Below are 25,434 nucleotides of genomic sequence, written 5' to 3'. Positions count from 1 at the left end.
AATATAACGGTTTCCAAAAGTATTCTAGTTAATAAAACTGTTTTAAATCACGGTAGCGTAGAGTAAGTAAAATAAATAAGAGATGAATATTTTTCAAACTCTAAATACCTAATACATATTGCGAATTAATAAATTATCGTATTTTTGTTACACAATAGAAATTTAAATGTTAGAGAAATTACAAATAGTAAAGCAGCGTTTTGATGAGGTTAGTGATTTAATTATTCAACCGGATATTATTTCAAATCAAAAACGTTATGTAGAACTTACTAGAGAATATAAAGATTTGCGTCTCCTAATGGATAAGCGTGAGCAGTATTTAGAATTGAATGGTAATTTAGCTGAAGCGGAGGCCATTATTTCCGAAAGTAGTGATCCTGAAATGGTAGAGATGGCTAAAATGCAATACGACGAAGCTAAAGAAGGAATTCCTGCATTAGATGAAGAAATTAAAGTGTTATTAATCCCTAAAGATCCTCAGGATTCTAAGAATGCTGTGGTTGAATTACGTGCAGGAACTGGAGGAGATGAAGCAAGTATTTTTGCTGGAGACTTGTTTAGAATGTACTCAAAGTACTGTGAAAGTAGAGGTTGGACCGTAAGTACAGTAGATTATAGTGAAGGAACAAATGGTGGTTTTAAAGAGATTCAGTTTGAAGTTACTGGAAACGACGTCTACGGGATATTAAAGTTTGAAGCTGGTGTGCACCGTGTACAGCGTGTACCACAAACAGAAACACAAGGTCGTGTTCATACTAGTGCAGCAACAGTAATGGTATTCCCGGAAGCTGAAGAATTTGATGTAGAGATTAATCCGAAAGATGTTCGTGTAGATTTTTTCTGTTCTTCTGGCCCAGGAGGACAATCAGTAAATACAACATATTCTGCGGTGCGTTTAACACATATTCCTACTGGTTTAGTGGCGCAATGTCAGGATCAAAAATCGCAACATAAAAATAAAGAAAAGGCGTTTAAAGTATTACGTTCTAGACTTTACGATATGGAATTAGCAAAAAAACAAGAAGAAGACTCCGCTTTGCGTGGTACAATGGTAACTTCTGGGGATCGTAGTGCTAAAATTAGAACCTACAATTACTCGCAAGGTCGTGTTACCGATCATAGAATTGGTTTAACACTTTACGATCTGTCTAACATCGTAAATGGAGACATACAAAAAATTCTAGACGAATTAATGTTAGCTGAAAACACTCAGAAACTGAAAGCTAATAGCAATACAATTTAATACTAAAGCCTCTATTTTGAGGCTTTTTTAATAACATATAAGCATAGATTTACCTATGCTTACTTCAAAAATAAACAGATAAAAAACACCCTGTTTTTGGGGAAATCGGTAATGACTACACAACAACTCACTAGCGAAATACGCAAAAAAAACTCGTTTCTATGTATTGGATTAGATGTCGATTTAGATAAAATTCCTAAACATTTATTAGAACTAGAAGATCCTATTTTCGAATTTAATAAAGCCATAATACAGGCTACTCACCATTTGTGTGTCGCTTATAAGCCCAACACTGCTTTTTATGAAGCTTACGGTTTAAAAGGATGGAAAGCGTTACAGAAAACGATAGAATACTTAAATGATAATTATCCGGAGATTTTTACAATCGCTGATGCGAAACGTGGCGATATTGGTAATACAAGTACGATGTATGCTAAGGCTTTTTTCGAGGATTTAGCCTTCGATAGTGTTACGGTCGCTCCTTATATGGGTAAAGATTCTATCGAACCGTTTCTAGCTTTTAACAATAAGCACACTATTATGTTGGCACTAACATCAAATACAGGAGCTTTCGATTTTCAGACTCAAAAAATTGACGATAAAGCGTTGTACAAACACGTCTTGGAAACCTCTAAACAATGGGAGAATTCAGAGCGTTTAATGTATGTAGTTGGGGCAACCAAGGCCGAATATTTTACAGATATTAGAAAAATAGTGCCCCATAGTTTTCTACTCGTTCCTGGTGTTGGCGCTCAAGGCGGAAACTTGCAGGACGTTTGTAAATACGGTATGAACGACCAAGTCGGTTTGCTTATAAATTCGTCTCGTGGGATTATTTACGCTTCAAATGACAAAGATTTTGCTTCTGAAGCAGCAAGTAAAGCGCTACAATTACAACAAGAAATGGAAGCTGTTTTATTGACGCTTTCCTAGAAATGAGAAGCTAATTTTTTAAACGGAGGTTATGATTATAGTAAAACAAACACCAATACGTATCGTTTCTTTGGTACCGTCCCAAACGGAATTGTTATACGATTTAGGTTTAGAAGATAATATTGTGGGCATTACTAAATTCTGTGTGCACCCTATTCACTTTAAAAACACAAAAAAGAGTGTTGGCGGAACGAAACAAATTAAAATTGAAAAAATAAAAGCACTTAAGCCTGATATTATTCTTTGTAATAAAGAGGAAAACACGAAAGAGATCGTGGAAGCGTGCTCCGAAATCTGCAAAGTTCACGTTTCAGAATTGTACACTCTTGAAGACACAATAGCATTGGTTAAAGAATACGGTGTTTTATTTAATAAACGCACGGAAGCGCTAAAAATCAGTGTTAAAATTGAATATAATTTAAACGAGTTCAAAGAGTTTATAAAAGATAAACCAGTGTTAAAAGTGGCCTATTTTATTTGGAGGGAGCCCTGGATGGTAGCTGCTAATAACACCTTTATAAACCATTTATTGGAACTTAATAACTTCAAAAATATTTATGCTAATTTAGAACGCTATCCAGAGGTCGAAATAAATAAATTACAACAACAAGGCGATCCAGATTTGGTATTACTTTCTAGCGAGCCGTATCCGTTTAAAGATGAGCATGCTTTTGAATTGGGCCGATTTTCTCATCACTCAAAAACAGTGTTTGTAGATGGAGAGTATTTCTCTTGGTACGGATCCCGATTAATTGGTGCATTCGATTATTTTAGAACGCTAAGAAATAGGTTGTGAGCTTTCTCCTCGAGCTAAAAACTCTAAACGATTCAGTTTATTAAGCGTTTTTAAGGCTCTAAACTCAGAGACATCGCTCATTGCGTGGTCTGTTTGGCGTAAATTATAAGCCTGCTCCATTAATTGATTATATCTTAAGTCGAGTTTTATTCGATTTTTAGAAATGTTCTTTTGTTTCATTATCAACTATCTTTAGGGAATTCACGTTCATAAATATACGTAAAATATTGAATAATAATGTACTCCGCCTTACTCTAATTTAAAGGGTCAATGAAACTTTAACAGACTCCGTTTTAAGAATATACAAAACCAAAAAAAAACCAATCTTATTTAGAGAGTTGGTTTTTTTTTGGTTTTGTAAACTAACGTACTAATTACTTTGTTTCGAAAGAGAATCTTAATACTTCAAATTATTGTAATCGAATAGTGATAATTGTTACGCTAATCTTGTAGTGCAAAAACACGTTTTAACAAGCTTGTAGTTCTAGATCCAACTTTATTTCTAATGTCTTGTTCCTCAATAGCAATCATTTTATAAACGCCCCGTAAAGCTTCATTAGTGACATAATCGGTTAAATCAGGATTAACAGTGCTTGTAAAAGGAATGCTATTGTACTTATTAATTAAGTTTGCCCAAATTTTATCGGCACCTACTTTACTAAAAGATTTTTTAATGATAGGGTTAAACTTGTTGTATAATTCAGTCTGTGTTTTACTAGTTAGATAGAGTGTTGCAGCAGTATCATTACCTAATAAAATAGTTTTGGCATCGTTAAATGTGATGCCTTTTACAGCAGTAATAAAAATTGGGGTCGCTTCACCAACAGCGTCTTCAGCCGCTCTATTTAAAACTTTTAGTCCTTCATCTGCAAGGTTATCTAAACCAATATCGCGCAAAGCTTTATCGACTTTCTGCAATTCTTCTGGTAATAGAATCTTTACTAAGTCATTATTATAATAACCGTTTTCTAACGTTAGTTTAGAGACTTGCTTATCAATTCCTAAATCTAAAGCTTGGCGCAAACCGGCAGCAATATCTGTGTTACTTAAAATGCCACCAGTTTGTTGCGGATATTGGTTAACCACCTGTTGTAATTCTGCACAAGAATTTAAGGTAAATAGCGCGATGCAAATAATAAGTCCTCTTTTCATTATATATAGTTTTATATGTCCATTCAAAATTAATGTAAAAAGGATAGTTTTTAGGTATGAATAATTCTTTTACGATAGTTTATTGTTATTATTGAATACAGTCAATCAATTATAATTATAGATTAGTTTTACAGTGTTTAATTAGATTTGCAATCAATAAATTAAACACTAGTAACTAATATATAATTGATTATGTCGACTAAAAAAACACTTACCACACAAGCAGGTACGCCTGTAAATAATTATGAAGATTCTCAAAGCGTAGGAGAGAGAGGGCCTCTTTTATTGCAAGATTATTTTTTACAGGAAAAATTAGCGCATTTTAATAGAGAGCGCATTCCGGAACGTGTTGTACACGCAAAAGGTTCTGGCGCTTATGGAACGTTTACGGTAACACACGACATTACAAAATATACCCGAGCAAAAATATTCTCAGAAATTGGGAAGCAGACTAAAATGTTTACGCGTTTCTCTACTGTAGGTGGCGAAAAGGGGTCGGCAGATGCAGAGAGAGATCCAAGAGGTTTTGCTTTAAAGTTTTATACCGAAGCCGGAAACTGGGATTTAGTAGGGAATAATACTCCTGTGTTTTTTATAAAAGATGCTAAAAAATTTCCAGATTTTATCCATACACAAAAAAGAGATCCTTATACAAATTGTAAATCGGCAACAATGGTATGGGATTACTGGTCGCTAAATCCAGAAAGTTTGCACCAGGTTTTAATTTTAATGAGCGATAGAGGAACACCAAAAACCTTTAGACATATGAATGGCTACGGAAGCCATGCTTTTTCTATGATTAATGCCGATAACGAACGAGTGTATGTTAAGTTTCATTACAAAACGATGCAAGGTATCGAGAATTTTACCGATGCTGAAGCGACCGAAATGCGAGGAATAGATCCCGACCACGCTCAGCGTGATTTAGTAAAATCTATAGATGAAAAGAATTTTCCAAAGTATGCATTAAAAATTCAAGTAATGACTTTAGAGGAGGCAAAAACGTTTAAATGGAACCCTTTCGATGTTACAAAAGTATGGTCGCATAACGACTATCCGTTACAAGATGTAGGGGTGATAGAACTCAATGAAAATCCCGATAATTATTTTGCTCACGTAGAACAATCTGCTTTTGCACCTTCTAATTTAGTGGATGGAATAGGGTTTTCTCCAGACAAAATGTTACAAGGTCGAATATTGTCTTACGCCGATGCGCACCGTTATAGAATAGGCGTTAATTTTGATGCTTTACCAGTAAATAAATGCCCATTTATGGTTAATAATTACCATAGAGATGGCGCAATGCGTAGTGATGGAAATGGGGGAAGCGCTCCAAATTACTTCCCAAATAGTTTTGATGATATTGAAGTCGATGACCAGGCAAAAGGTATTAACTATGCGTTAGAAAGTAATTTAGTAGGGTATTTTGATGGAAACGAGAATGATAATGATCATTATACACAGCCTGGAGATTTGTTTAGAATATTTACGCCAGAACAAAAAGCCAATACAATTAGTAATATTGTGGGGGCTATGAGTGGTATTGAGGGCGATAAAAAAGATGAAATTATTAATAGACAATTATGCCACTGGTTTAGAGCAAATGTAGAATTAGGAATGGGAGTAGCTAAAGGTTTAGGAGTTACTATAGACCCAAGCTTGCTAAGACAATAGAGCAAAATATTTTTTATTTATAAAAAAGACGATAAGCTATCTGTATAAAAGTGATGCTTATCGTTCTTTTTTTGCCTTGAAAGCCGTTTTTACTTTTTACTGCAAAACGGTATTTATTTATAACACCGATTAATTGTGGATTACAAATTACAAAACGAATGCCATATTTTGTGCTTCTACAAATCAATAGTGTGCCCTATCATTAGATATTTAAAGATAATAGCCTGTATTTTTTTAATATTCCGTAAATTTGCGCCTACTTAATTTTTGATTATAACACCAATGAAACAAGCAACACCATACAAACCAAAATATAAAGTTAGAATAGTAACCGCAGCGTCTTTATTTGATGGCCACGATGCCTCCATAAATATTATGCGTCGTATTATTCAGTCTACAGGAGTAGAAGTGATTCATTTAGGTCATGACCGTAGTGTAGAAGAAGTGGTCAATACAGCAATTCAAGAAGATGCAAATGCTATTTGCTTAACGTCGTACCAAGGAGGACATAATGAGTATTTTAAGTATATGTACGACCTTTTAAAAGAAAAGGGAGCAGAGCATATTAAAATTTTCGGAGGTGGTGGAGGTGTTATCTTGCCTTCAGAAATTAAAGAATTAATGGATTACGGTATTGAACGAATTTACTCGCCAGACGATGGTCGTGCCATGGGTCTTCAAGGTATGATTAACGATTTAGTACAACTATCGGATTATGCTATTGGAGATGTTTTAAATAATGAAGTAGATAAATTAGCAGAGAAAAATTCACAAGCCATTGCTCGTGTTATTTCTTCGGCTGAAAACTTTCCGGAAGTAGCAAAAGACGCATTAGATAAAATTCATATTAAAAATAAAACCTCTAAAACACCAGTTCTAGGAATCACGGGAACCGGCGGGTCAGGGAAATCGAGTTTAGTGGATGAACTTGTGCGCCGTTTTTTAATAGATTTTCCAGAAAAAACAGTAGGGTTGATTTCTGTAGATCCTTCAAAACGTAAAACTGGAGGTGCTCTTTTAGGGGATCGTATTCGTATGAATGCCATTAATTCACCGAGAGTATATATGCGTAGCTTGGCAACGCGTCAATCTAACTTAGCCTTATCAAAATACGTAAACGAAGCAGTACAAGTGTTAAAAGCTGCAGAATACGATTTAATTATATTAGAAACCTCAGGTATCGGGCAATCGGATACCGAGATAATGGAGCACTCAGACGTTGCTTTATATGTTATGACTCCAGAATTTGGAGCCGCAACGCAATTAGAAAAAATTGATATGCTAGATTTTGCCGATCTAGTAGCGATTAATAAATTCGACAAACGCGGTTCGCTAGATGCGCTTCGCGATGTTAAAAAACAATATATGCGTAACAATAATCTTTGGGATATCCCTCAAGATAAGTTACCAGTATATGGCACTATTGCGTCTCAATTTAACGATCCAGGAATGAACACGCTTTACAAAGCGATTATGGATAAGTTAGTGGAGAAAACAGACTCAGAAATGAAATCTACTTTTGAGGTGGCGCATGAAATGAGTGAGAAAATATTTGTAATTCCACCGAGTCGTACGCGTTACCTTTCTGAAATTGCCGAGAGCAACCGTGCCTACGATAAAACAGCGAATACGCAAGTTGAAGTCGCACAAACACTTTACGGCTTATGTAAAACCATACAGTCTGTGGTCGGTACTGCACCGGTTTTAGATAAATCTGGAATTAACGATGAGATTAATAAAGAGGTAACAGAAGAATCAAAAGATTTTGTAAAATTACTTATTGCAGAATTCGACCGGGTCAAATTAAATTTAGATCCTTATAATTGGGAAATTATTACCGGGTGGAACGATAAAGTAAATAGATATAAAAACCCTATTTATGCGTTTAAAGTTCGTGATAAAGAGATAAAAATTGAAACGCATACAGAGTCGCTATCACACACACAAATACCAAAAATAGCGCTTCCTAAATACCAGGCTTGGGGCGATATCCTAAGATGGTGTTTACAAGAAAACGTGCCAGGAGAATTCCCGTACACTTCAGGATTATACCCGTTTAAAAGAACGGGAGAAGATCCAGCACGTATGTTTGCCGGAGAAGGTGGGCCAGAACGTACAAATCGCCGTTTTCACTATGTAAGTGCCGGTTTACCTGCAAAACGCTTGTCTACCGCTTTCGATAGTGTAACGCTGTACGGAAACGATCCCGATTTACGTCCGGATATTTATGGTAAAATTGGAAATGCAGGGGTTAGTATTTGCTGTTTGGACGATGCTAAAAAACTGTATTCAGGATTTAATTTAGCACACGTATTAACATCGGTGAGTATGACTATTAATGGTCCAGCTCCTATGTTATTAGGGTTCTTTATGAATGCAGCTATCGATCAGCAATGTGAGCTTTATATTAAAGAAAACGAATTAGAAGAAGACGTCGAAGCTAAAATAACTGAAATATATAAAGGTAAAGAACGCCCGCAATACCGCGGCGAATTACCAGAAACTAACGACGGTTTAGGCTTGATGCTTTTAGGGGTTACCGGAGATTTAGTGTTACCGGCAGAGGTTTATGCAGAGATTAAAAAGAATACTATCGCTCAAGTTCGTGGTACAGTGCAAGCCGATATTTTAAAAGAAGATCAAGCACAAAATACTTGTATTTTTTCTACAGAATTCGCATTGCGATTAATGGGAGATGTGCAAGAGTATTTTATTGAGAATAATGTGCGTAACTTCTATTCGGTATCTATTTCTGGGTACCATATTGCCGAAGCTGGCGCCAATCCTATTACACAATTAGCATTGACGTTATCTAATGGTTTTACTTACGTGGAATATTATTTAAGTCGCGGAATGGATATTAATAAATTCGGACCAAACTTATCGTTTTTCTTCTCTAATGGTGTCGATCCAGAATATGCGGTAATCGGTCGTGTGGCTCGTAAAATATGGGCTAAAGCTATGAAGCATAAATATGGCGCCAATGCAAGAGCACAAATGCTTAAATATCATATCCAGACGTCTGGACGTAGTTTGCACGCTCAGGAGATTGATTTTAACGATATTCGTACAACACTGCAAGCGTTATACGCAATTTACGACAACTGTAACTCGTTGCATACAAATGCTTACGATGAAGCGATTACAACGCCAACAGAAGAGTCTGTGCGTCGTGCCATGGCTATTCAGTTAATTATTAATAAAGAATTAGGTTTAGCGAAGAACGAAAACCCAATTCAAGGCTCTTTCATTATTGAAGAGTTAACCGATTTAGTGGAAGAAGCGGTTTTATTAGAGTTTGATAGAATTACCGAGCGTGGTGGTGTTCTAGGGGCGATGGAAACAATGTACCAACGTAGTAAAATACAAGAAGAAAGTTTGTATTATGAAACACTGAAACATAATGGCGAATTCCCAATTATTGGTGTAAATACGTTCCTAAGTTCTAAAGGATCACCAACGGTGGTGCCAGCGGAAGTTATTAGAGCTACAGAAGAAGAGAAAGAATCTCAGATTAACACACTTCGTAATTTACAAGAATCAAATGATACTTCAGCGTTATTAAAAGACCTTCAAGATAGAGCGGTTAATAACGAGAATATATTTGAAGCCTTAATGGAGGTGTGTAAAGTGTGTTCTCTTGGAGAAATCACGTCATCACTATTCGAAGTTGGAGGGCAGTATAGACGAAATATGTAATTAAATTAGAGATTTATTTTCTCATATAACTATTAAAAAGATAGCCTTAGGGCTGTCTTTTTTTTTGGATTTAATTCTCTGATGGAATATTTTGCTGCGAGTCGTTGGTGGGGCTGCGTTGGGTTCTCGTGATAATTCTCGCGATGGCATAGAACAGTTCGCGAGCTTTCCGTAGCTCTCTCTCTCTCTCTCTCTCTCTCTCTTTCTTTCTTTCTTTCTTTCTTTCTTTCTTTCTTTCTTCTAGAAATTGCGCTCGAAATTGCTTCAGAAATCTCGAATTTAATCTATCCAGAATTTTCTTATATTTACGGATGGAATATGAAAAATAGAAAACGGAATAGATTAGAAGCGTATAATTATTAGCGAGATAATTTAATTGCGTTACGATCTGTGTGCAAGATAAAGTATGTTGTTTTGCTGAGGTTTTGAATATTTCTTCATTTGAAAAATCTAATATCGTAATGTACTTAAAGGCGTATGGCAAAATAGTTTTAGAACGCTTGCAATGGCTACCAACCCAATAGGAATATGTTGTGTTTCACGCTAGTGTGGTAATGCCAAATCACGTACACGTTATTATAGAGATAGACAGCTTGAAAGCTTCTGGAAAAGAGGTTAAAATAAAATCGTTGTCAAGTGTAGTCGGTGCTTTTAAAACATCGGCATCTAAACACATTCATCTTTCTGGTTTTAGTGCATTTAAATGGCAGCGCTCTTTTCACGATGCTATTATTAGAGATCAAAAAGGGTATCGGAATATTTCAAATTATAGTCCTAAAAATCCTGAGAAATGATATGAAGACACCTTTTATAGTACGTCTTAATTATGGGTTCTAGAGTATCTGTTTTATTGATCTTGGTTTTTCAAAGACGTTAACAAGAGCACACCTCTTTTATGGCAGCGCATTTCATTATCTTCAGCTTTAAAAATAAATATGCATTTAAATCATACTTTTAAAGCCACCGTAGTTTGGACACTAAAAGAAGGAGAAAGTACTAGTAAACCAAGAACTTTCAGTCGGAATCATAGTGTTCATATTTCAGATTCTAAGCCAGATTTGTCGGTTTCTGCTGCCAAAGCGTTTCGAGGTGACGACTCGTGTTACAATCCTGAAGATTTGTTGCTTTCTGCTTTAGTTTCTTGTCATATGATGTCTTATTTATATGTTTGTGCGCAAAATGGTATTGAAGTGATACACTACACCGATAATGCCGAAGCTTTTTTAAAAGTTAACCCTTCTGGAAGCGGGTTCTTTAATCGCGCTATTTTAAAACCATTAGTAACTATTACAGAGGCTTCAAAAAAAGACTTGGCGATACAATTGCACGAGAAAGCACATCACTTGTGTTTTATTGCTAATTCTTGTAATTTTCCGATTGAAATTCAGCCGGAGATAGTCGTAAATACGCTCTAAATTAGAAGGATTACTTCCGAAGAAAACAAATTAATTATCCTTTTTCAATACGACTGTTTTTCGGTTTAAAATATTGGCTTTTTGAATAAAACGTCTGCTTCTTTCAAAATCGGGACTTGTAAAAAGACTACAAACCACGTACACTATTAACGATGCTGAAAGTCCGATAATCGCTTGTTTTGCTGATGCAATGTCCCAAGCGACGGGCAAATCTACACCTAAAGCAACCAAGAGGTTGTATGTCGAGAATAAGAGTCCGAAAACCATAGAAATAGTTGCGGCTTTTGCAGTTCCTCGAGCCCATAAAAAGCCGAAAATTAAAGGTACAAATGCCCCACTAGTAAGAAAGTCGGAACCAATCCAAGAAATGGTTAATACCGATTTAATTTTAAGTGCAATAAATAATGCAATGGTACACATTATTAAGGTGGACCAGCGCGCAATTTTTACACTTTGGTTCTCTGTGGCTTCGGGATTTATGTATTTTTTATGAATATCGACAGTAAGCGATAAGGCCCCCGTGTTAATTAAAGAGTCCATCGTAGACATCATCGCCGAGCATAAACCCAAAAAAAGCAGAGCACTAAGTAATGGGTTTTCTATTTTACTAATAAGATCTGGTACAATACCAACTTGAGGAACAGTATCATAAATGACACTACTAAACATTCCTGTGTAAGTAACCATAAGGTATAGCGGGATAAAGGCCAAAAAGCTAATAACCATCATTTTTTTTGCATCGGAGGCTTTTTTTGCTGCCGAAATACGTTGCCAAATATTCGCTTGAATCATCCACGAGGTTCCAAAAGTGATCACATAAGCTAGATTATCTGATACTTTATTAAAAAATGAAGTGTAGCCCGTGTTACCGTTGGCTATTGCAGTAGACTTTACAGCTTCCATCCCTCCCGATTGTGTGTAGGTAAGATAAAACAGAAAAATTCCTGTAAAGAGAAAGAAAATAAACTGTAGGAAATCGGTAATAACAACACCTCGAAATCCACCAAATAAAGAATACGTTAATACGATTGCGGTGCCTATTAGCGCGCCCATTTCGTAAGAAATATTAAAAAAAGCATTAAAAAACTTCCCGATAACAATGACTTGAATGGCGGAAGCGATTACCATAAAGATAATAATAAATACGGTTAATAATAGGGCAACATTATCGTTGTAGCGCTCCCTCATTAACTGCGGTTGCGAGAGACTGCCAATATTTCTAATACCTTTGGCAAACAGAAACATTAATGCGGTGGCAATAAGCACGGGAACACCGTAAATCCAGAAAGAGCTCAATCCGTTTTGGTGGGCGTGATCGACCAAATCTATCGCGGAACCACCACCCCACCAAGACGCAATAAATGTAATGGCAAGTAGCCAAGCCGGTAATTTTCGAGAACCCAAAAAGTAATCTTCGCTGTTTTTACTTTTCCTATTTCGTATTCCAATAGTAATTATTCCTAAAACATAAAGTGATAGAAATAGAATGGTAAGGGTGTTATTGGGCATAGCGTGTTCGTGGTACGTTAATTATTGCGCAAAAATAAGTAATTAGGTTTAATCCTTATAGCTTCAGTTGGTTTTAGATTTAATCTTATTGTATTTGAGGAAAAATCTGATAGTTTTCTCTCTTTCAGCTTAAACAACTATAATTCAGGATATTAAAAGTGTTTTTTATTGATGCTGATAGCAATGTCCGCCGCTTTTTACTTTTCTTTTACAGGAGTTGCCAGCTTGGGTACGCGCGCCACAAGTAGCAGTTGTAGTGGGGTATTTAGAAGCTTTAATAGAAGAAGAGTTGTTTTGTTTTGTATGCTGATAACAATATCCGTTTGCAATTCTGGTGTTGTGTTTGCACCTGGAGCCTTTTTTAGTAAAGCCTCTACATCTCTCCGATTCCGATTGTCCTACCGCTTTGTTTGAAGCGGAATAAGTGCGCGAACGATAAGATAAAACGGAAGGTTTACAAATTTTGCAAGGCGCTAAGTTGGATTTTGAAATGTCGTTCGCTCCTAAAAGTTGTTTCGAGACGTTTTCAACCATTCTACACGATGATAAATGGTATTTCTTGCCGGAAGGTGTTTTGTAAACACTTTGCGCGTGCATAGAAATGCTGGTTACACATAAAAATAAGAGTAAATAATACTTCATAAGTAGGCTAAACTAATTAAAAGGAGTTCATTTTCTATATTTAATCTTGTGAATTTCTTGGTTTCAAATATGGTAGTGTTAAGTACCTTTTAAAAAATCAATAGGATTTAAATAAAACATTTTACGCCAACCTTGTCTATCCGTATCTATGCGCCAAATATAAGGGATAATAGGTGCTATTGCATAATGTAAATGTTGTGATTTTCCGGCTGCATTTCCGTTAGTTCCAATGGATCCAATGGTTGGTTTTTTGGTAACCATAGATAGTGTGCTTGTTTTTAAATCGTTTAGATGCGCGTAATAATGTAAACGCCATTTGGGGTCTAGTATAACCACTATATTTTCACCCATTCTTATTGTGCCAGAACATAAAACAAGACCTGACGTGGCAGCGCTAATCTTAGTTCCCTTTTTAGCAAGAATATCCACCCCTTTATGAGTTACCGATTTCCTCCAAGGATAACACCAATACGATTTCGAATTATAGTCGGAAGTGGTAGCATCGTTTACTGGCATTTGTAAATTCTGCGGAACTAAAAGACCAATTACTACGAGCGCTAAAAATGATATGAAGCAGAGTGTGCGTTTTTCAAAATACTGATAAAGGGGTTGCTGAGGGGGGGGGCGAGTAAATAGGAAGCTTACCAACCTTGAGGTTTGTAACAAAGCATCACCATAGTTTTATAAGCTATAAAATACGCATAAAACAGGAGGTTAAACCTCATAATACTTTATTGCATATTATGTAGTAGATTGTATTAATATTACATTTATAAACGCGTAATTATACCGTTATAGTTTACAAATAACGCTAAAGTATTTATGAAAAAGAAAGAGAGTGAGACTAAAAAAATAAAGACGGCCTGGCCAACCAAAATGGCAATGGCGCAGGTTTACGAAATGAAACTTTGGGGTGGTAATAGTGCTAGTTTCTATTCTGGTGCAGGATCGCATGCGCCAGAAATAGTAAATCCATATATAGATGCGGTAACCTCATTTTTAACAGCTTTTGAAAGTCCGATAGTAGTGTGCGATTTGGGTTGCGGGGATTTTAATGTGGGAAAAAAATTGGTAAAGTATACCAAGAACTATACTGCGGTAGATATTGTAACAGACCTAATAGAGCATAATAAAAAACAGTTTAAAGCAGAAAATTTAGAATTTTACTGTTTGGATATTGCCGTAGACGAATTGCCTTTGGGAGATTGTGCTTTATTGCGACAAGTGCTCCAGCATTTATCGAATGCAGAGGTGCAAAATATACTGTGTAAGTTAAGCGGCTTTAAATATGTTATTATAACAGAACATCTCCCCGATGGCGATTTTATATGTAATACAGACATTATTTCGGGACAAGGGACTAGACTGAAAAAACATAGTGGTTTAAATGTATTAGCTCCACCCTTTAATTTAAAGATAACAGCCGAAAAACAATTGTTATCTATCACTTTAAAAGAAGGTAAAGGAAGTATCGTTACTACGCTGTATACACTGTTTTAGTTTGTGATAATAGAAGTTTAGGGATTATTTTAATGAGAGTTGTTGTGTGTTTTACCACAATAATAATTGTGCGGTGGGGTTGTAATATTCTTTTAAACAAAAAAAAGTCCTACCGAAGCAGGACTAAAGATTTTCATCTACGGCATATAGCCTTATTGTGATAAGATTAAAGATTAGAAATTTTAATCAGTTACAAATATAGTGAATAAGTTTTAAATATACAATGTGGAAAACCGTAATGTGGAGAATTATGTTTTTTGTAGCTTTAGGGTTCGAAATAACAAAATGTATTTATGGCGAAGATTTTAGGATTAGATTTAGGAACCAACTCGATTGGTTGGGCAGTAGTATACGATGAGAATAATGAGATTGCAGGAATGGGAAGTAGAATATTCCCTGAGGGCGTTGTGGCAAAAACTATTGGTACAGGCGAAAAGGAAGAGTCAAAAAATGCAGCTAGAAGAAATAGTAGACAACAAAGAAGGCAGTTCTATCGGAAACGTTTAAGAAAAATAAAATTGCTAAGAACTCTAATTGATTTAAACATGTGTCCGTTGTCACACGCCGAATTAGATATTTGGGCGAAATGGGATAAATCAAAAGGTAAGATAGGACGTATAGCTCCTAATTCAAAATCTTATATAGAATGGCATATACAAAATCCATATTATTTAAGAAACAAAGCATTACACAAAGACTTAACGCTTTTTGAGATGGGGCGTGTTTTGTATCACATTATTCAAAGAAGGGGGTTTTTAAGTAATAGAAAAGGAAATGATGAAGGGAAAATATACAAAGGTAAAGAGGGAATGGTTGGTATTGACCAAACTCAAAAAAGTATCGTAGGCAGTACTCTGGGGAGTTTTTTAAATTCAATTTATCCGGTAGAAGGCGAACCGTTTAAATTGATTACTGACGAAAATGGTAATGAGCTTCGTGTTAGGGCGAGATACACCCTACGTGATATGTATGTTGAAGAATTTGATAAGATTTGGACTATTCAAGCAAAGCAATTGGGGTTATTAGGAAAGGTTGGAGAAAAAAATAAACTCACTTTTTTGAAAGGTAATTTGAGTTCAAATAGAAATAAAAAGAAAATAGAAAAGCTGTATAAAAAATACGGGGAAGAGAATGTTAACATTGAGGAAATTAAAAATGGGAAATCAGAAAAAAGTACTTTTAAAATAGTAACAAAATCTATTTTACCTTTAAAAGAATTTTTTGGCGGAGAAATTGAATATGACGAAGAAGGAAAAGTAAGATATAAGAGTGAAGATAGTCTGCTGTTTTGGCAAAGACCATTGCGATCTCAAAAGGGATTGCTGTCAAAATGTAGATTTGAACCCACTGTTGAAAAAGGAGGCGTATATCTACAGAAAGGAAAATCACCTTGTCATCTTTCTCATCCCACCTATGAAGAATTTAGGGCTTACCAGTATATAAACAATATTGAATATGGTAAAAAGCAGAAGTTAAATGGGATCCAAAGATTAATTGTGTTGGACTTAATAAATTGTAAGGATAGTAATTTTGATTTTTCTGAAATTCCCAAAAAACTAAAAATGCCTTATGAAAAATGGAATTATAGCGATGATCAAAAGGTTCCTGGTAATTACACAACAAAGCACTTGGCTGGATTGTTCCCAAAAGAGATTTGGGAAAATCATAAGAATAAAATATGGCATTGTTTTTATGATTTTAAGGATAATGATATTTTAGTAAAAAAGTTGATTTCAGATTTTGGTTTAGATGAAAAGCTATATGATAAAGTAAAGAAAATCAATTTAAAGGAAGGCTATTCTAATGTTTCATTAAAAGCTGTAAAAAACATACTGCCATTTTTAAGAGAAGGGTATCGAATGAGTGATGCTACTATTTTAGGAGGGGTAATGAATGCTTTTGGAAATCTAATTAGCTATTTTAAAGATTCTGAAGATGTTTTAGTAAAAGACATTATAAAGATTATAAGAGACAAATCAAATAAAGAAGGGGAAGCCATCGAGAAAATTAAAATTTATTTGGTGGAAAATAAATTCGGTTTTGTTAATGACGACAAACGTTTTATTAAATTATATCATCATAGTCAAGATATCGAAAGAAAGTCGCTTAAAGAAAAACTTGACCCTGTTGAGAACCTAAGAAACCCTATAGTGCAACAAGGTATTAATGAAACCAGAAGATTAGTCAACCAACTAATTAAAGAGCATGGTCAGTTTGATAGAATTCAAGTGGAATTAGGGCGTAATATCAAAAACAGTAAAAAAGGAAGACAAGAACAATCAAACAGAATTAACGAAAATACAGTAAAAAATGATGCTGCAAGAGAATTACTGACAGAGTATGGTTTAAAGCATAATAGAAACAATATTCAAAAAGTTTTGCTTTATAAAGAGATGCAAGACAGGGGAGTTGTTACTGTTTGCCCATACACAAATACTTCAATTAATATAAGTGATGTGCTAGGAGCGGAAAATAAGATACAGATAGAACACATTATACCTAGAAGTATTTCCTTAAACGATAGTTTTGCCAATAAAACTTTATGTGATTCAAAATTTAATACACTTAAAGGAAAACTAACACCTTATCAATTTTATCAGAAGAATAACGACCCTAAACTTTGGGGAGGAGCAGAGCGCTGGGAAGATATTGAACAAAGAGCATATAAATTATTACCTTATTATAAAGCAAAATGCTTCACTTCAAAAATCAAAATTGAAGACTCAGATGTTCAAAGTAGCTTTATAGAAAGACAGTTAAATGACATGCGCTACATTAGTAAAAAGACTAAAGAAATAATGAGTCAAGTATGCGATGATGTGCGTGTTTTACCTGGAAGTTTAACAGCCGAATTAAGACATCTTTGGGGACTTAACAATATACTTCAACCAGTAATGGATTTGGATATTACTAACAATAACATAAAAGAAGATAGAGTCTATCCACATTATGTTGTAATGGATGAAGATAATAAGGCCGTTTCAACAATTGTGTTATATAATAAAAAGCCTGCACTGAAACCTAGAGAGACTACGATAACTGGAATAATAAATAAGGACGTTTTTAAAACAATAGATGACTATGTTAACTTAACCTATGATACCAGGGCACTTAATAATGGAAAGTATTGGCTTAAACTAAAACTATCGCAACCAACAAAGATGGTTCGAATCTTTAAAGAGCGTCCAGAAAGTACAGAAAAAGAACTTGTTTTAAGAGGTAAAATAGATCGTGAAAAGTTTAAGAATAATAGTGTTGGAATGATTAACGCAAAAAATTTCGATAATGGTTCTTATTGGGCGAAGCTAGCCATAAAAGACAAAAAGTTTGTTTTACCAGAAATAGAGAAACAACCAAAAAAATTGAGAAATCAAGTTTTATTGTTTGGTGAAGTGAAAGATAATTATTTTACATCATTTATTTACGAGTGTGAAACCAATAAAATAGATGGTAAATATTGGCTTTTATTGGATGTAGATTTAGATAACGCTAATTTTAACCGCGCTATTAACGAAATGCCAGCGTTTGATTTAAACCAGATAAGAATTGAAGGTACACTCAATAGTGAGGGAGTTTTTGTTTCAGAAGTTGATACAGATCACCGTTTTAAATCTAAGGAAAAAGCAGGGAAATATTGGGTGGTGTTCGACATTGTTGAGAAACCAAATGAGTTTAATGCTATTGAAAATCCAAAGCCAATCTTAGAAGACAATCAGACTTTGATAGAAGGTAATATTTGGGTTGATAAATATACTGGAGAAATAAAATTCGACCCTAAAAAAAACAGGGGTGATCATAGACATCATGCAATAGATGCCTTGGTTGTTGCTTTATCAAAGCAAAGTTATTTTCAACAATTAAGTGACTATAATGCTCAACGCGAAGCAAAATATAAAGGGTTGCCATATGAAAAAGAACAACTAAATTTTCCAGAACCTTGGACGGATTTTCATACTACAGCAAAAAATAAAGCCGAGAAAATTTTAGTCTCGCATAAACAAAATAGAAAAGTGTTGACACAAGTTAGAAAGCGCATCATTAAAAACGGACAAACATATACAAGTGTTGGGGATGCGGTTAGAGGACAGTTACATAAAGAAAATATTTATGGACAAAGACAGGCGCCGTTTGAAATAAGTAAAGGTTATCATATTCGGAAGAAGGTAAGCGACCTAAAAGATAACCAGCTAAAAAAGATAGTTGATTTAGAGATTCGCAAAATCATTGTTAATGCAAGAGTAGAAGAAGTGAAAATGCAAAAGCAAATAACGATATTGCTCACACAGAAAAAGAAATCTCGTACAGATGAAGAAGAATTGATTATTGCAAATCAAATAGAATCATTTCAAAAAGATATTCAACAACTTTATACTTTAAAAAACAAAAATGGAGAACCCGTACCAATAAAAAAAGTAAGGGTAAGGGAGGAAATGTCTAATGCGCAGAAAGTTAAGGAATTAAATCAGTATGTAAATCCAAGGAACAATCATCATATTTTAATTTATAAAGATGAAAACGGTGAATTGAAAGAATGTATTAATTCATTTTGGAAAGTAGTAGAGCGACAAAAACAAAAACAACCAATATATCAACTGCCTAATACATACAATAAAGGCAGAATTATAAACACCTTAGAGGAAAATGATATGTTTTTATTAGGGCTTACAGATGAGGAGTACAATGATAGCAAAATGAACTATGATTTTTTAACCAAGCATTTGTTTAGAGTTCAAAAAATTTCTGAAGGAGATTATTCCTTTAGACATCATTTAGCCTCCACTTTAGAAAATAAAAAGGAGCAAGTCAGAATTGGCAGCTTAAAGAAATGGAAAGAAATGAATCCAATTAAAGTGAAATTAACTGAAATTGGTTCTTTAATTTAAATTTAAAATAATTAGAAAGTTCTTTGACATACGTTTTATCCTAAGTATCTAAACCACTACGGAAAAGATGTCTTTCTCAATGTTAAGTGGACTGTTTGTGAATCTTCTTGCAGTCGATTTGATTAAAGATTAGAAAACACGATATTTCGCAAGTAGATACGCTAGAAGGCATTATTGTTGTGGTTTGATTAAAGATTAGAAAACACGATATTACGCCTGGTTAAATGCGCCAACGCCGCTAGTTGTGGTTTGATTAAAGATTAGAAAACACGATATTATAACGCTCTCCATAAGTTAACGCAGAACCGTTGTGGTTTGATTAAAGATTAGAAAACACGATATTATCACTGGGGATTTAAATTCTAGCGGTGCGGTTGTGGTTTGATTAAAGATTAGAAAACACGATATTTAGAACGTACTTAACAACATTACCAAGATGGTTGTGGTTTGATTAAAGATTAGAAAACACGATATTAAAGTGGCGTAACCTTAACGACGACTTGCAGTTGTGGTTTGATTAAAGATTAGAAAACACGATATTCTCCAGCCTTTAATATAAAGTTTGATTGTTGTTGTGGTTTGATTAAAGATTAGAAAACACGATATTGTCAGGCAACCGCAGAGAACGGCTTATCTGTTGTGGTTTGATTAAAGATTAGAAAACACGATATTTAATACCTTTTAACGATTTTCGCTGTGTGGTTGTGGTTTGATTAAAGATTAGAAAACACGATATTATATTAGCGTTACTATCGAATGTTTTTATTGTTGTGGTTTGATTAAAGATTAGAAAACACGATATTCTACTCTGCTTTATAACGCGCCTAGCAAATGTTGTGGTTTGATTAAAGATTAGAAAACACGATATTTCTTTGTTAACGGTGTACGACGACGATTGGTTGTGGTTTGATTAAAGATTAGAAAACACGATATTATTCTCGTTAAACCCGAAGGACCAACGTGCGTTGTGGTTTGATTAAAGATTAGAAAACACGATATTCCTATGGGAGATGTAGAGCAAGGCGATGCGGTTGTGGTTTGATTAAAGATTAGAAAACACGATATTTTTATCTTTGAAAAAGAGTTAGATATTATGGTTGTGGTTTGATTAAAGATTAGAAAACACGATATTGTATCTCAAGCATTCCAGAACCCGTGTTCTGTTGTGGTTTGATTAAAGATTAGAAAACACGATATTTATTCGAGGGCGTTCACGATGCAATTAACGTTGTGGTTTGATTAAAGATTAGAAAACACGATATTCTTGCTTATGGATTAAAGGACTACCAAACTGTTGTGGTTTGATTAAAGATTAGAAAACACGATATTCACCGAACACTAACACTTTGGTTAACTTGCGTTGTGGTTTGATTAAAGATTAGAAAACACGATATTAATAGCTGTCTTTGGTGAAGCCAACACGGCGTTGTGGTTTGATTAAAGATTAGAAAACACGATATTTAATTGGTGATATGGCTGATTATAATAATAGTTGTGGTTTGATTAAAGATTAGAAAACACGATATTTAATTCAGCACTAGTAGCACCCATCCATTGTTGTGGTTTGATTAAAGATTAGAAAACACGATATTCAATGGGATATCATTAATGGTTTAGCTGCGTTGTGGTTTGATTAAAGATTAGAAAACACGATATTAATTCGAGAGCATACAGTTGTCGCCTAACGTTGTGGTTTGATTAAAGATTAGAAAACACGATATTTATGTCTGCTATATCACGCGCGGTTTCTGTTGTGGTTTGATTAAAGATTAGAAAACACGATATTCCGAGGTCACAACCTCTAATTCCTGTACCTGTTGTGGTTTGATTAAAGATTAGAAAACACGATATTAATCACTTAAGCGAAAAAGACGCGTTAATTGTTGTGGTTTGATTAAAGATTAGAAAACACGATATTTTCATCTTTGTATTCGTCATCATCGCTATTGTTGTGGTTTGATTAAAGATTAGAAAACACGATATTATAATGTAATTAATTGCATTATATTTGTGCGTTGTGGTTTGATTAAAGATTAGAAAACACGATATTACATCTTTAACAGCACTCGCCGTACCTTCCGTTGTGGTTTGATTAAAGATTAGAAAACACGATATTTTAGATGTTCCTTTATAAAGATTACTGGTGGTTGTGGTTTGATTAAAGATTAGAAAACACGATATTAAGCCGACGAAAAGTCACTTGAACAAAAAGGTTGTGGTTTGATTAAAGATTAGAAAACACGATATTCGAGAAAGTAATTAATATAAAGGCCGATGCGTTGTGGTTTGATTAAAGATTAGAAAACACGATATTAAGCACGTATTATATTAACATTCCCCTCGTGTTGTGGTTTGATTAAAGATTAGAAAACACGATATTAAAAACTAAAACAGGATTAAGCGTAGAGTTGTTGTGGTTTGATTAAAGATTAGAAAACACGATATTTTATATAATGGAATTACTTGTTCATCGGTTGTTGTGGTTTGATTAAAGATTAGAAAACACGATATTAAAAACCCATTATTTATGAGACTTGTCATCGTTGTGGTTTGATTAAAGATTAGAAAACACGATATTCCCAATGCCGCATTATAACCGTTTGCCCGTGTTGTGGTTTGATTAAAGATTAGAAAACACGATATTGGATTGCTTTCTGTTACCTCAAACTCCAGCGTTGTGGTTTGATTAAAGATTAGAAAACACGATATTCTAAAGATTTATCTTCATTCCTTCTAACCGTTGTGGTTTGATTAAAGATTAGAAAACACGATATTAATTTAGCAGAAATAGGTCAAGCGAATTGTGTTGTGGTTTGATTAAAGATTAGAAAACACGATATTTCTTTCTACTAAAGGTTGTGTATAAGTTGTGTTGTGGTTTGATTAAAGATTAGAAAACACGATATTCTGTTGCCAACCCCTCTGATACGGTGAATGTTGTGGTTTGATTAAAGATTAGAAAACACGATATTATCAAAAAAGGAACATCTCGTGTCAACTGGGTTGTGGTTTGATTAAAGATTAGAAAACACGATATTCTAACACGTTCTATCTTGCTCATTGAGACAGTTGTGGTTTGATTAAAGATTAGAAAACACGATATTAGTCGGCTTGTTATCGACTTATAGTAAGCTGTTTAGGTAAGGATATTGTTTTAAAAAATGCTTCTTTTTTGTTCTGATAAGGCACTCTTGAGGCATTTTTTAGTTTTAAACAGTTTTTTAAGTGCTATTTTTTAAAAAATAGTAGTGTATAATTAAAAATAGTTTAATTTTATTAGCCCCCTTTCAAAATAAAAGATGTCTCTTACTTTTTAAAATAACATCTTGCTTTTAGTAAATTATTTTGAGAAGATATTGAAGGTGTTTTTTCTTTTAAAGTTTATCCTGTTTGTTAGTTAGTATCAAGTATTGTTCTTGGTTCTAAGAGTACAGCGGTCTCATGTCTATTATCGTTCTAGAATGAAAAAAAAAATAAATCGTTAAAACAACTCCAGTTGCGTGGGTAAAGGGTCTTTAGAGACTGCAGCTTTACCCCAAAAATTCATAATGTTTCCAAACTGTTTATCTGTTATACGCAAAATACTAACCTTACCTAACGGCGGTAATAAGCGTTTAATTCGTTTTTCATGCACATCAGCACTTTCACTACTGGCGCAATGTCGCATATATACAGAATATTGCATCATTGTAAACCCGTCTTTTAAAAGGTTTTTTCTAAATCCTGACGCATTACGTCTGTCTTTAATAGTCTCGGTAGGTAAATCAAAAAAAACAAATAACCACATAATTCTATAAGCGTTTAATTCCATAACTGTGGAAACTTAATTTTTTTTCTATGTCCGGTATAGCATTGCTGCAACGAACTCGCTGTTTTTTGCAAGCCTACCATTACTGTGCTTTTTTCATTTTTAAAAAATACGGTTCGCGTAAGTGTTTTTAGTAGTTCCGATTTAATATCCGTAGTTAGCTCTTGCTCATCATAATGTTCCATTATAAAATGGACCGCTTCATCCACTATTGGTCTAAAGGGTTCCATAATATCGTCTGCCAAAGCAAAGGCATTATATTTGTTTTTATGATGTATGCCTAAGGTGTTTAATAATCCACTTCCTGACAAAGCTCTCGCTGTTGCTGCTCTTAAAATAGCGTAACCATAATTCAGAAAATTATTGGGGTAATTACCATAACGCTCACGTTTAAAGTCTTGCTCAAAAAACGATTTCCAATAAAAGTTAGCAGCAACGCCTTCCATATTACTAGTGTCTCCGCTTAATACTTTACTTGCAATAAAATCGAATTTATTATTCTGTTGTGTTATTTGTTCTAAAAGAAATCCCTGGTTTTTAATTTTCTCGATCACTGTTTGCTGCCAAAGTTGTTTTTTTAAGGGAAGACTAGCCATAATTTGATGTCTAAAAAGCTGTTGTTGTTTGTGGTGGCTATTTAAATTTAAGAATAAACCATTTGGTAAATGAGAAGCGTCGCATATTATAACGGCAGCGTTATTAGCAATGAGTAAATTTAAGGTGGGAATACTAATAAAAACTTCTGGGCTATCTATAACTATAAACCCAATGTCTTCAATGGGTATACTGCCTTCTCGAGTCTCGTTTTTTATTATAAGTTGAAGGTTTTTACATGAGACTTTACTTTTTCGTTCAATTAATACCGTCTTTTTTAGCATATAAGATATTTTTTATACAGTAATATACCAATACTAAGTATAATACAGAAATTTTATGCGGTGTATAATAGAAAGACTGTTTCAGGATAATCTAGCAGTTGTACTCATAGGGCATTTCTCTGTCGTCTCTAATAATGGTAAAATCGCAATTGTCGCTTCTTTACTCGTTTATGGACTAAATGTGGTTGTGGTTATTATAAATTTACGGTGTGATATAAGTAGTGTAAGTATATAAAAATTTATTTTTTTCCATTAGATTAAATCAATAGTTTTGTTGTGTTATTTTTTGCATAGTTATAACTATCTAAAAAGAGTGCTTGAAAAATAAATAAGTACTTAAAAACTTCTGCATTATAAATAAAACAGTCTCCATATTATATGAAAAAAAATAAAGTTAAACACTCAAGTCGTTTTGTTATTGCGCTAGTAATAGTTGTGCTTTCATCTACTCTTTGTAGTGCGCAGTCTATTTTGAAAGAAGAGTATAACGATTCCATACGTAAACTACCGTATTTTTCTATTCACAAAAACAATTACTTTATTTCGGGTGTGCCCACCAATAAACATATTGACCGCAATACGGCAAATGCAAAATACCAAATAAGTTTTAAACAAATGATCTCTCGAGACGCCCTGCCGTGGGACGCTTATTTATTTATAACTTATACGCAAAAGGCCTTTTGGGATATTTACAAAGAGTCGCTTCCGTTTAGCGATATTAATTTTAACCCTTCAGTGGACGTTGGTAAAGCTATATTCAATAAAAATAATGAATTGCAAGGTATTTTGGGACTGTCTCTGGAGCACGAATCTAATGGTAGAGATAGTATAGCATCTAGAAGTTGGAACCGATTAACGGCCAATTATACCACAACTATTTTAAAAAATACGACCGCAAGTTTTGAGGTGTGGCTGCCATTTATGTATAAAGAAAATAATGCTGATTTGCTGGAATATGTGGGGCTAGGAGAGATTAATATCTCCCACGAAATAAAAAGGAATAAACTTTATGCGGAGGTGATGGTGCGTAAAGGTTTAAATTTTAATGGCAAAGGAGTTGTGAGATCGCGTATTTATTATAATCCGTTTAAACGTAATCTATCCAATCAATATATAATGTTAGAATGGTATTTGGGCCAGGCCGAAACTTTATTAGATTACCAACAATCGCGAAGTATAATTCGCTTAGGTTACGTTATAAAAAGTAACGAGTTTAATTGGTTTAAACAAAGGAAATAGGGGGCGTTAAAAAACAAAAAAAAAGCTGATAAGAATGTTGGAAAACATAATTATCAGCTTTTT

General features: G+C 34.3%; 17 protein-coding genes and 1 CRISPR repeat array. Of the genes, 10 read left to right on the top strand and 7 right to left on the bottom strand.

The window, feature by feature from the left end; translation table 11 throughout:
• Positions 1-166 precede the first annotated feature (166 nt).
• From prfA to ES676_RS01195, 3 genes are all read left to right on the top strand, one after another.
• The gene (gene prfA, locus ES676_RS01205) at positions 167-1,243 is read left to right on the top strand and encodes a peptide chain release factor 1 (RefSeq protein WP_148368207.1); all 1,077 of its coding nucleotides are present in this window, start codon (positions 167-169) and stop codon (positions 1,241-1,243) included.
• Positions 1,244-1,354: 111 nt separating this feature from the next.
• Positions 1,355-2,176: an orotidine-5'-phosphate decarboxylase gene (pyrF, locus tag ES676_RS01200; RefSeq protein WP_148368301.1), complete on the top strand. Its 822-nt coding sequence runs from the start codon at positions 1,355-1,357 to the stop codon at positions 2,174-2,176.
• Between the two features lie 31 nt (positions 2,177-2,207).
• Entirely contained in the window at positions 2,208-2,972 is a 765-nt protein-coding gene (locus tag ES676_RS01195; protein ID WP_148368206.1) for an ABC transporter substrate-binding protein, read from the top strand.
• Here ES676_RS01195 and ES676_RS01190 read toward each other — a convergent pair.
• A complete protein-coding gene (locus ES676_RS01190) occupies positions 2,955-3,152 on the bottom strand; it encodes a Lacal_2735 family protein (RefSeq protein ID WP_148368205.1) in 198 nt (65 codons plus the stop codon). The two genes, ES676_RS01195 and ES676_RS01190, sit on opposite strands and share 18 nt — an antisense overlap.
• Before the next feature lie 261 nt (positions 3,153-3,413).
• Positions 3,414-4,124, bottom strand: a complete 711-nt coding sequence (locus ES676_RS01185; protein WP_148368204.1) for a DUF4197 domain-containing protein — start codon at positions 4,122-4,124, stop codon at positions 3,414-3,416.
• Positions 4,125-4,316: 192 nt separating this feature from the next.
• On the opposite strand from ES676_RS01185, the gene ES676_RS01180 reads away from it, so the two are divergent.
• The 4 genes from ES676_RS01180 (at position 4,317) to ES676_RS01165 (ending at position 10,912) form a co-directional block, all read left to right on the top strand.
• The gene (locus tag ES676_RS01180) at positions 4,317-5,798 is read left to right on the top strand and encodes a catalase (RefSeq protein ID WP_148368203.1); all 1,482 of its coding nucleotides are present in this window, start codon (positions 4,317-4,319) and stop codon (positions 5,796-5,798) included.
• A gap of 282 nt (positions 5,799-6,080) precedes the next feature.
• Positions 6,081-9,497 carry a methylmalonyl-CoA mutase family protein gene (locus ES676_RS01175; protein ID WP_148368202.1) on the top strand — a complete coding sequence of 1,139 codons (3,417 nt, stop codon included), beginning with the start codon at positions 6,081-6,083 and terminating at the stop codon, positions 9,495-9,497.
• 554 nt (positions 9,498-10,051) lie between these two features.
• A complete protein-coding gene (locus tag ES676_RS15030; RefSeq protein ID WP_246130266.1) occupies positions 10,052-10,291 on the top strand; it encodes a transposase in 240 nt (79 codons plus the stop codon).
• 141 nt (positions 10,292-10,432) lie between these two features.
• The gene (locus tag ES676_RS01165) at positions 10,433-10,912 is read left to right on the top strand and encodes an OsmC family protein (protein ID WP_148368201.1); all 480 of its coding nucleotides are present in this window, start codon (positions 10,433-10,435) and stop codon (positions 10,910-10,912) included.
• A 30-nt stretch (positions 10,913-10,942) separates the two neighbouring features.
• On the opposite strand, the gene ES676_RS01160 is transcribed toward ES676_RS01165, so the two are convergent.
• The 3 genes from ES676_RS01160 to ES676_RS01150 all read right to left on the bottom strand — a co-directional run bounded on the left by ES676_RS01160 (position 10,943) and on the right by ES676_RS01150 (position 13,579).
• Positions 10,943-12,421 carry a sodium:solute symporter family protein gene (locus ES676_RS01160; RefSeq protein WP_148368200.1) on the bottom strand — a complete coding sequence of 493 codons (1,479 nt, stop codon included), beginning with the start codon at positions 12,419-12,421 and terminating at the stop codon, positions 10,943-10,945.
• Between the two features lie 165 nt (positions 12,422-12,586).
• Positions 12,587-13,018, bottom strand: coding sequence for a DUF5763 domain-containing protein (locus ES676_RS01155; RefSeq protein WP_148368199.1), 432 nt, complete (start codon positions 13,016-13,018; stop codon positions 12,587-12,589).
• Between the two features lie 123 nt (positions 13,019-13,141).
• Entirely contained in the window at positions 13,142-13,579 is a 438-nt protein-coding gene (locus ES676_RS01150; protein WP_148368198.1) for a M23 family metallopeptidase, read from the bottom strand.
• A 306-nt stretch (positions 13,580-13,885) separates the two neighbouring features.
• On the opposite strand from ES676_RS01150, the gene ES676_RS01145 reads away from it, so the two are divergent.
• On the top strand, positions 13,886-14,563 hold the full coding sequence (locus tag ES676_RS01145; RefSeq protein ID WP_148368197.1) for a class I SAM-dependent methyltransferase: 678 nt from the start codon (positions 13,886-13,888) through the stop codon (positions 14,561-14,563).
• A 293-nt stretch (positions 14,564-14,856) separates the two neighbouring features.
• Positions 14,857-19,446: a type II CRISPR RNA-guided endonuclease Cas9 gene (gene cas9 / locus ES676_RS01140; RefSeq protein WP_148368196.1), complete on the top strand. Its 4,590-nt coding sequence runs from the start codon at positions 14,857-14,859 to the stop codon at positions 19,444-19,446.
• Between the two features lie 110 nt (positions 19,447-19,556).
• Positions 19,557-22,550: direct repeats of the CRISPR family, unit length 36 nt; unit sequence GTTGTGGTTTGATTAAAGATTAGAAAACACGATATT.
• A gap of 377 nt (positions 22,551-22,927) precedes the next feature.
• On the opposite strand, the gene cas2 is transcribed toward cas9, so the two are convergent.
• Both cas2 and cas1 read right to left on the bottom strand, forming a co-directional pair.
• On the bottom strand, positions 22,928-23,257 hold the full coding sequence (gene cas2, locus ES676_RS01135) for a CRISPR-associated endonuclease Cas2 (RefSeq protein ID WP_148368195.1): 330 nt from the start codon (positions 23,255-23,257) through the stop codon (positions 22,928-22,930).
• Positions 23,248-24,132, bottom strand: a complete 885-nt coding sequence (cas1, locus tag ES676_RS01130) for a type II CRISPR-associated endonuclease Cas1 (protein WP_148368194.1) — start codon at positions 24,130-24,132, stop codon at positions 23,248-23,250. The genes cas2 and cas1 overlap by 10 nt, the downstream gene beginning before the upstream one ends.
• A gap of 378 nt (positions 24,133-24,510) precedes the next feature.
• On the opposite strand from cas1, the gene ES676_RS01125 reads away from it, so the two are divergent.
• Complete coding sequence (locus ES676_RS01125; RefSeq protein ID WP_148368193.1) at positions 24,511-25,371, top strand: phospholipase A; 861 nt, start codon at positions 24,511-24,513, stop codon at positions 25,369-25,371.
• The last annotated feature ends 63 nt before the right edge of the window (positions 25,372-25,434 follow it).

Origin of the sequence: Bizionia saleffrena, from assembly GCF_008086175.1 — a bacterium.
GTDB classification, from domain to species: domain Bacteria; phylum Bacteroidota; class Bacteroidia; order Flavobacteriales; family Flavobacteriaceae; genus Bizionia; species Bizionia saleffrena.
This window is presented reverse-complemented; position numbering and strand designations above follow the sequence as displayed.

What these genes read in the sequence shown, in the direction of transcription:
- prfA (WP_148368207.1), top strand. Translation starts at nt 167, where the DNA reads ATGTTAGAGAAATTACAAATAGTAAAGCAGCGTTTTGATGAGGTTAGT.
- pyrF (WP_148368301.1), top strand. Translation starts at nt 1,355, where the DNA reads ATGACTACACAACAACTCACTAGCGAAATACGCAAAAAAAACTCGTTT.
- ES676_RS01195 (WP_148368206.1), top strand. Translation starts at nt 2,208, where the DNA reads ATGATTATAGTAAAACAAACACCAATACGTATCGTTTCTTTGGTACCG.
- ES676_RS01190 (WP_148368205.1), bottom strand. Translation starts at nt 3,152, where the DNA reads ATGAAACAAAAGAACATTTCTAAAAATCGAATAAAACTCGACTTAAGA.
- ES676_RS01185 (WP_148368204.1), bottom strand. Translation starts at nt 4,124, where the DNA reads ATGAAAAGAGGACTTATTATTTGCATCGCGCTATTTACCTTAAATTCT.
- ES676_RS01180 (WP_148368203.1), top strand. Translation starts at nt 4,317, where the DNA reads ATGTCGACTAAAAAAACACTTACCACACAAGCAGGTACGCCTGTAAAT.
- ES676_RS01175 (WP_148368202.1), top strand. Translation starts at nt 6,081, where the DNA reads ATGAAACAAGCAACACCATACAAACCAAAATATAAAGTTAGAATAGTA.
- ES676_RS15030 (WP_246130266.1), top strand. Translation starts at nt 10,052, where the DNA reads ATGCCAAATCACGTACACGTTATTATAGAGATAGACAGCTTGAAAGCT.
- ES676_RS01165 (WP_148368201.1), top strand. Translation starts at nt 10,433, where the DNA reads ATGCATTTAAATCATACTTTTAAAGCCACCGTAGTTTGGACACTAAAA.
- ES676_RS01160 (WP_148368200.1), bottom strand. Translation starts at nt 12,421, where the DNA reads ATGCCCAATAACACCCTTACCATTCTATTTCTATCACTTTATGTTTTA.
- ES676_RS01155 (WP_148368199.1), bottom strand. Translation starts at nt 13,018, where the DNA reads ATGCACGCGCAAAGTGTTTACAAAACACCTTCCGGCAAGAAATACCAT.
- ES676_RS01150 (WP_148368198.1), bottom strand. Translation starts at nt 13,579, where the DNA reads ATGCCAGTAAACGATGCTACCACTTCCGACTATAATTCGAAATCGTAT.
- ES676_RS01145 (WP_148368197.1), top strand. Translation starts at nt 13,886, where the DNA reads ATGAAAAAGAAAGAGAGTGAGACTAAAAAAATAAAGACGGCCTGGCCA.
- cas9 (WP_148368196.1), top strand. Translation starts at nt 14,857, where the DNA reads ATGGCGAAGATTTTAGGATTAGATTTAGGAACCAACTCGATTGGTTGG.
- cas2 (WP_148368195.1), bottom strand. Translation starts at nt 23,257, where the DNA reads ATGGAATTAAACGCTTATAGAATTATGTGGTTATTTGTTTTTTTTGAT.
- cas1 (WP_148368194.1), bottom strand. Translation starts at nt 24,132, where the DNA reads ATGCTAAAAAAGACGGTATTAATTGAACGAAAAAGTAAAGTCTCATGT.
- ES676_RS01125 (WP_148368193.1), top strand. Translation starts at nt 24,511, where the DNA reads ATGAAAAAAAATAAAGTTAAACACTCAAGTCGTTTTGTTATTGCGCTA.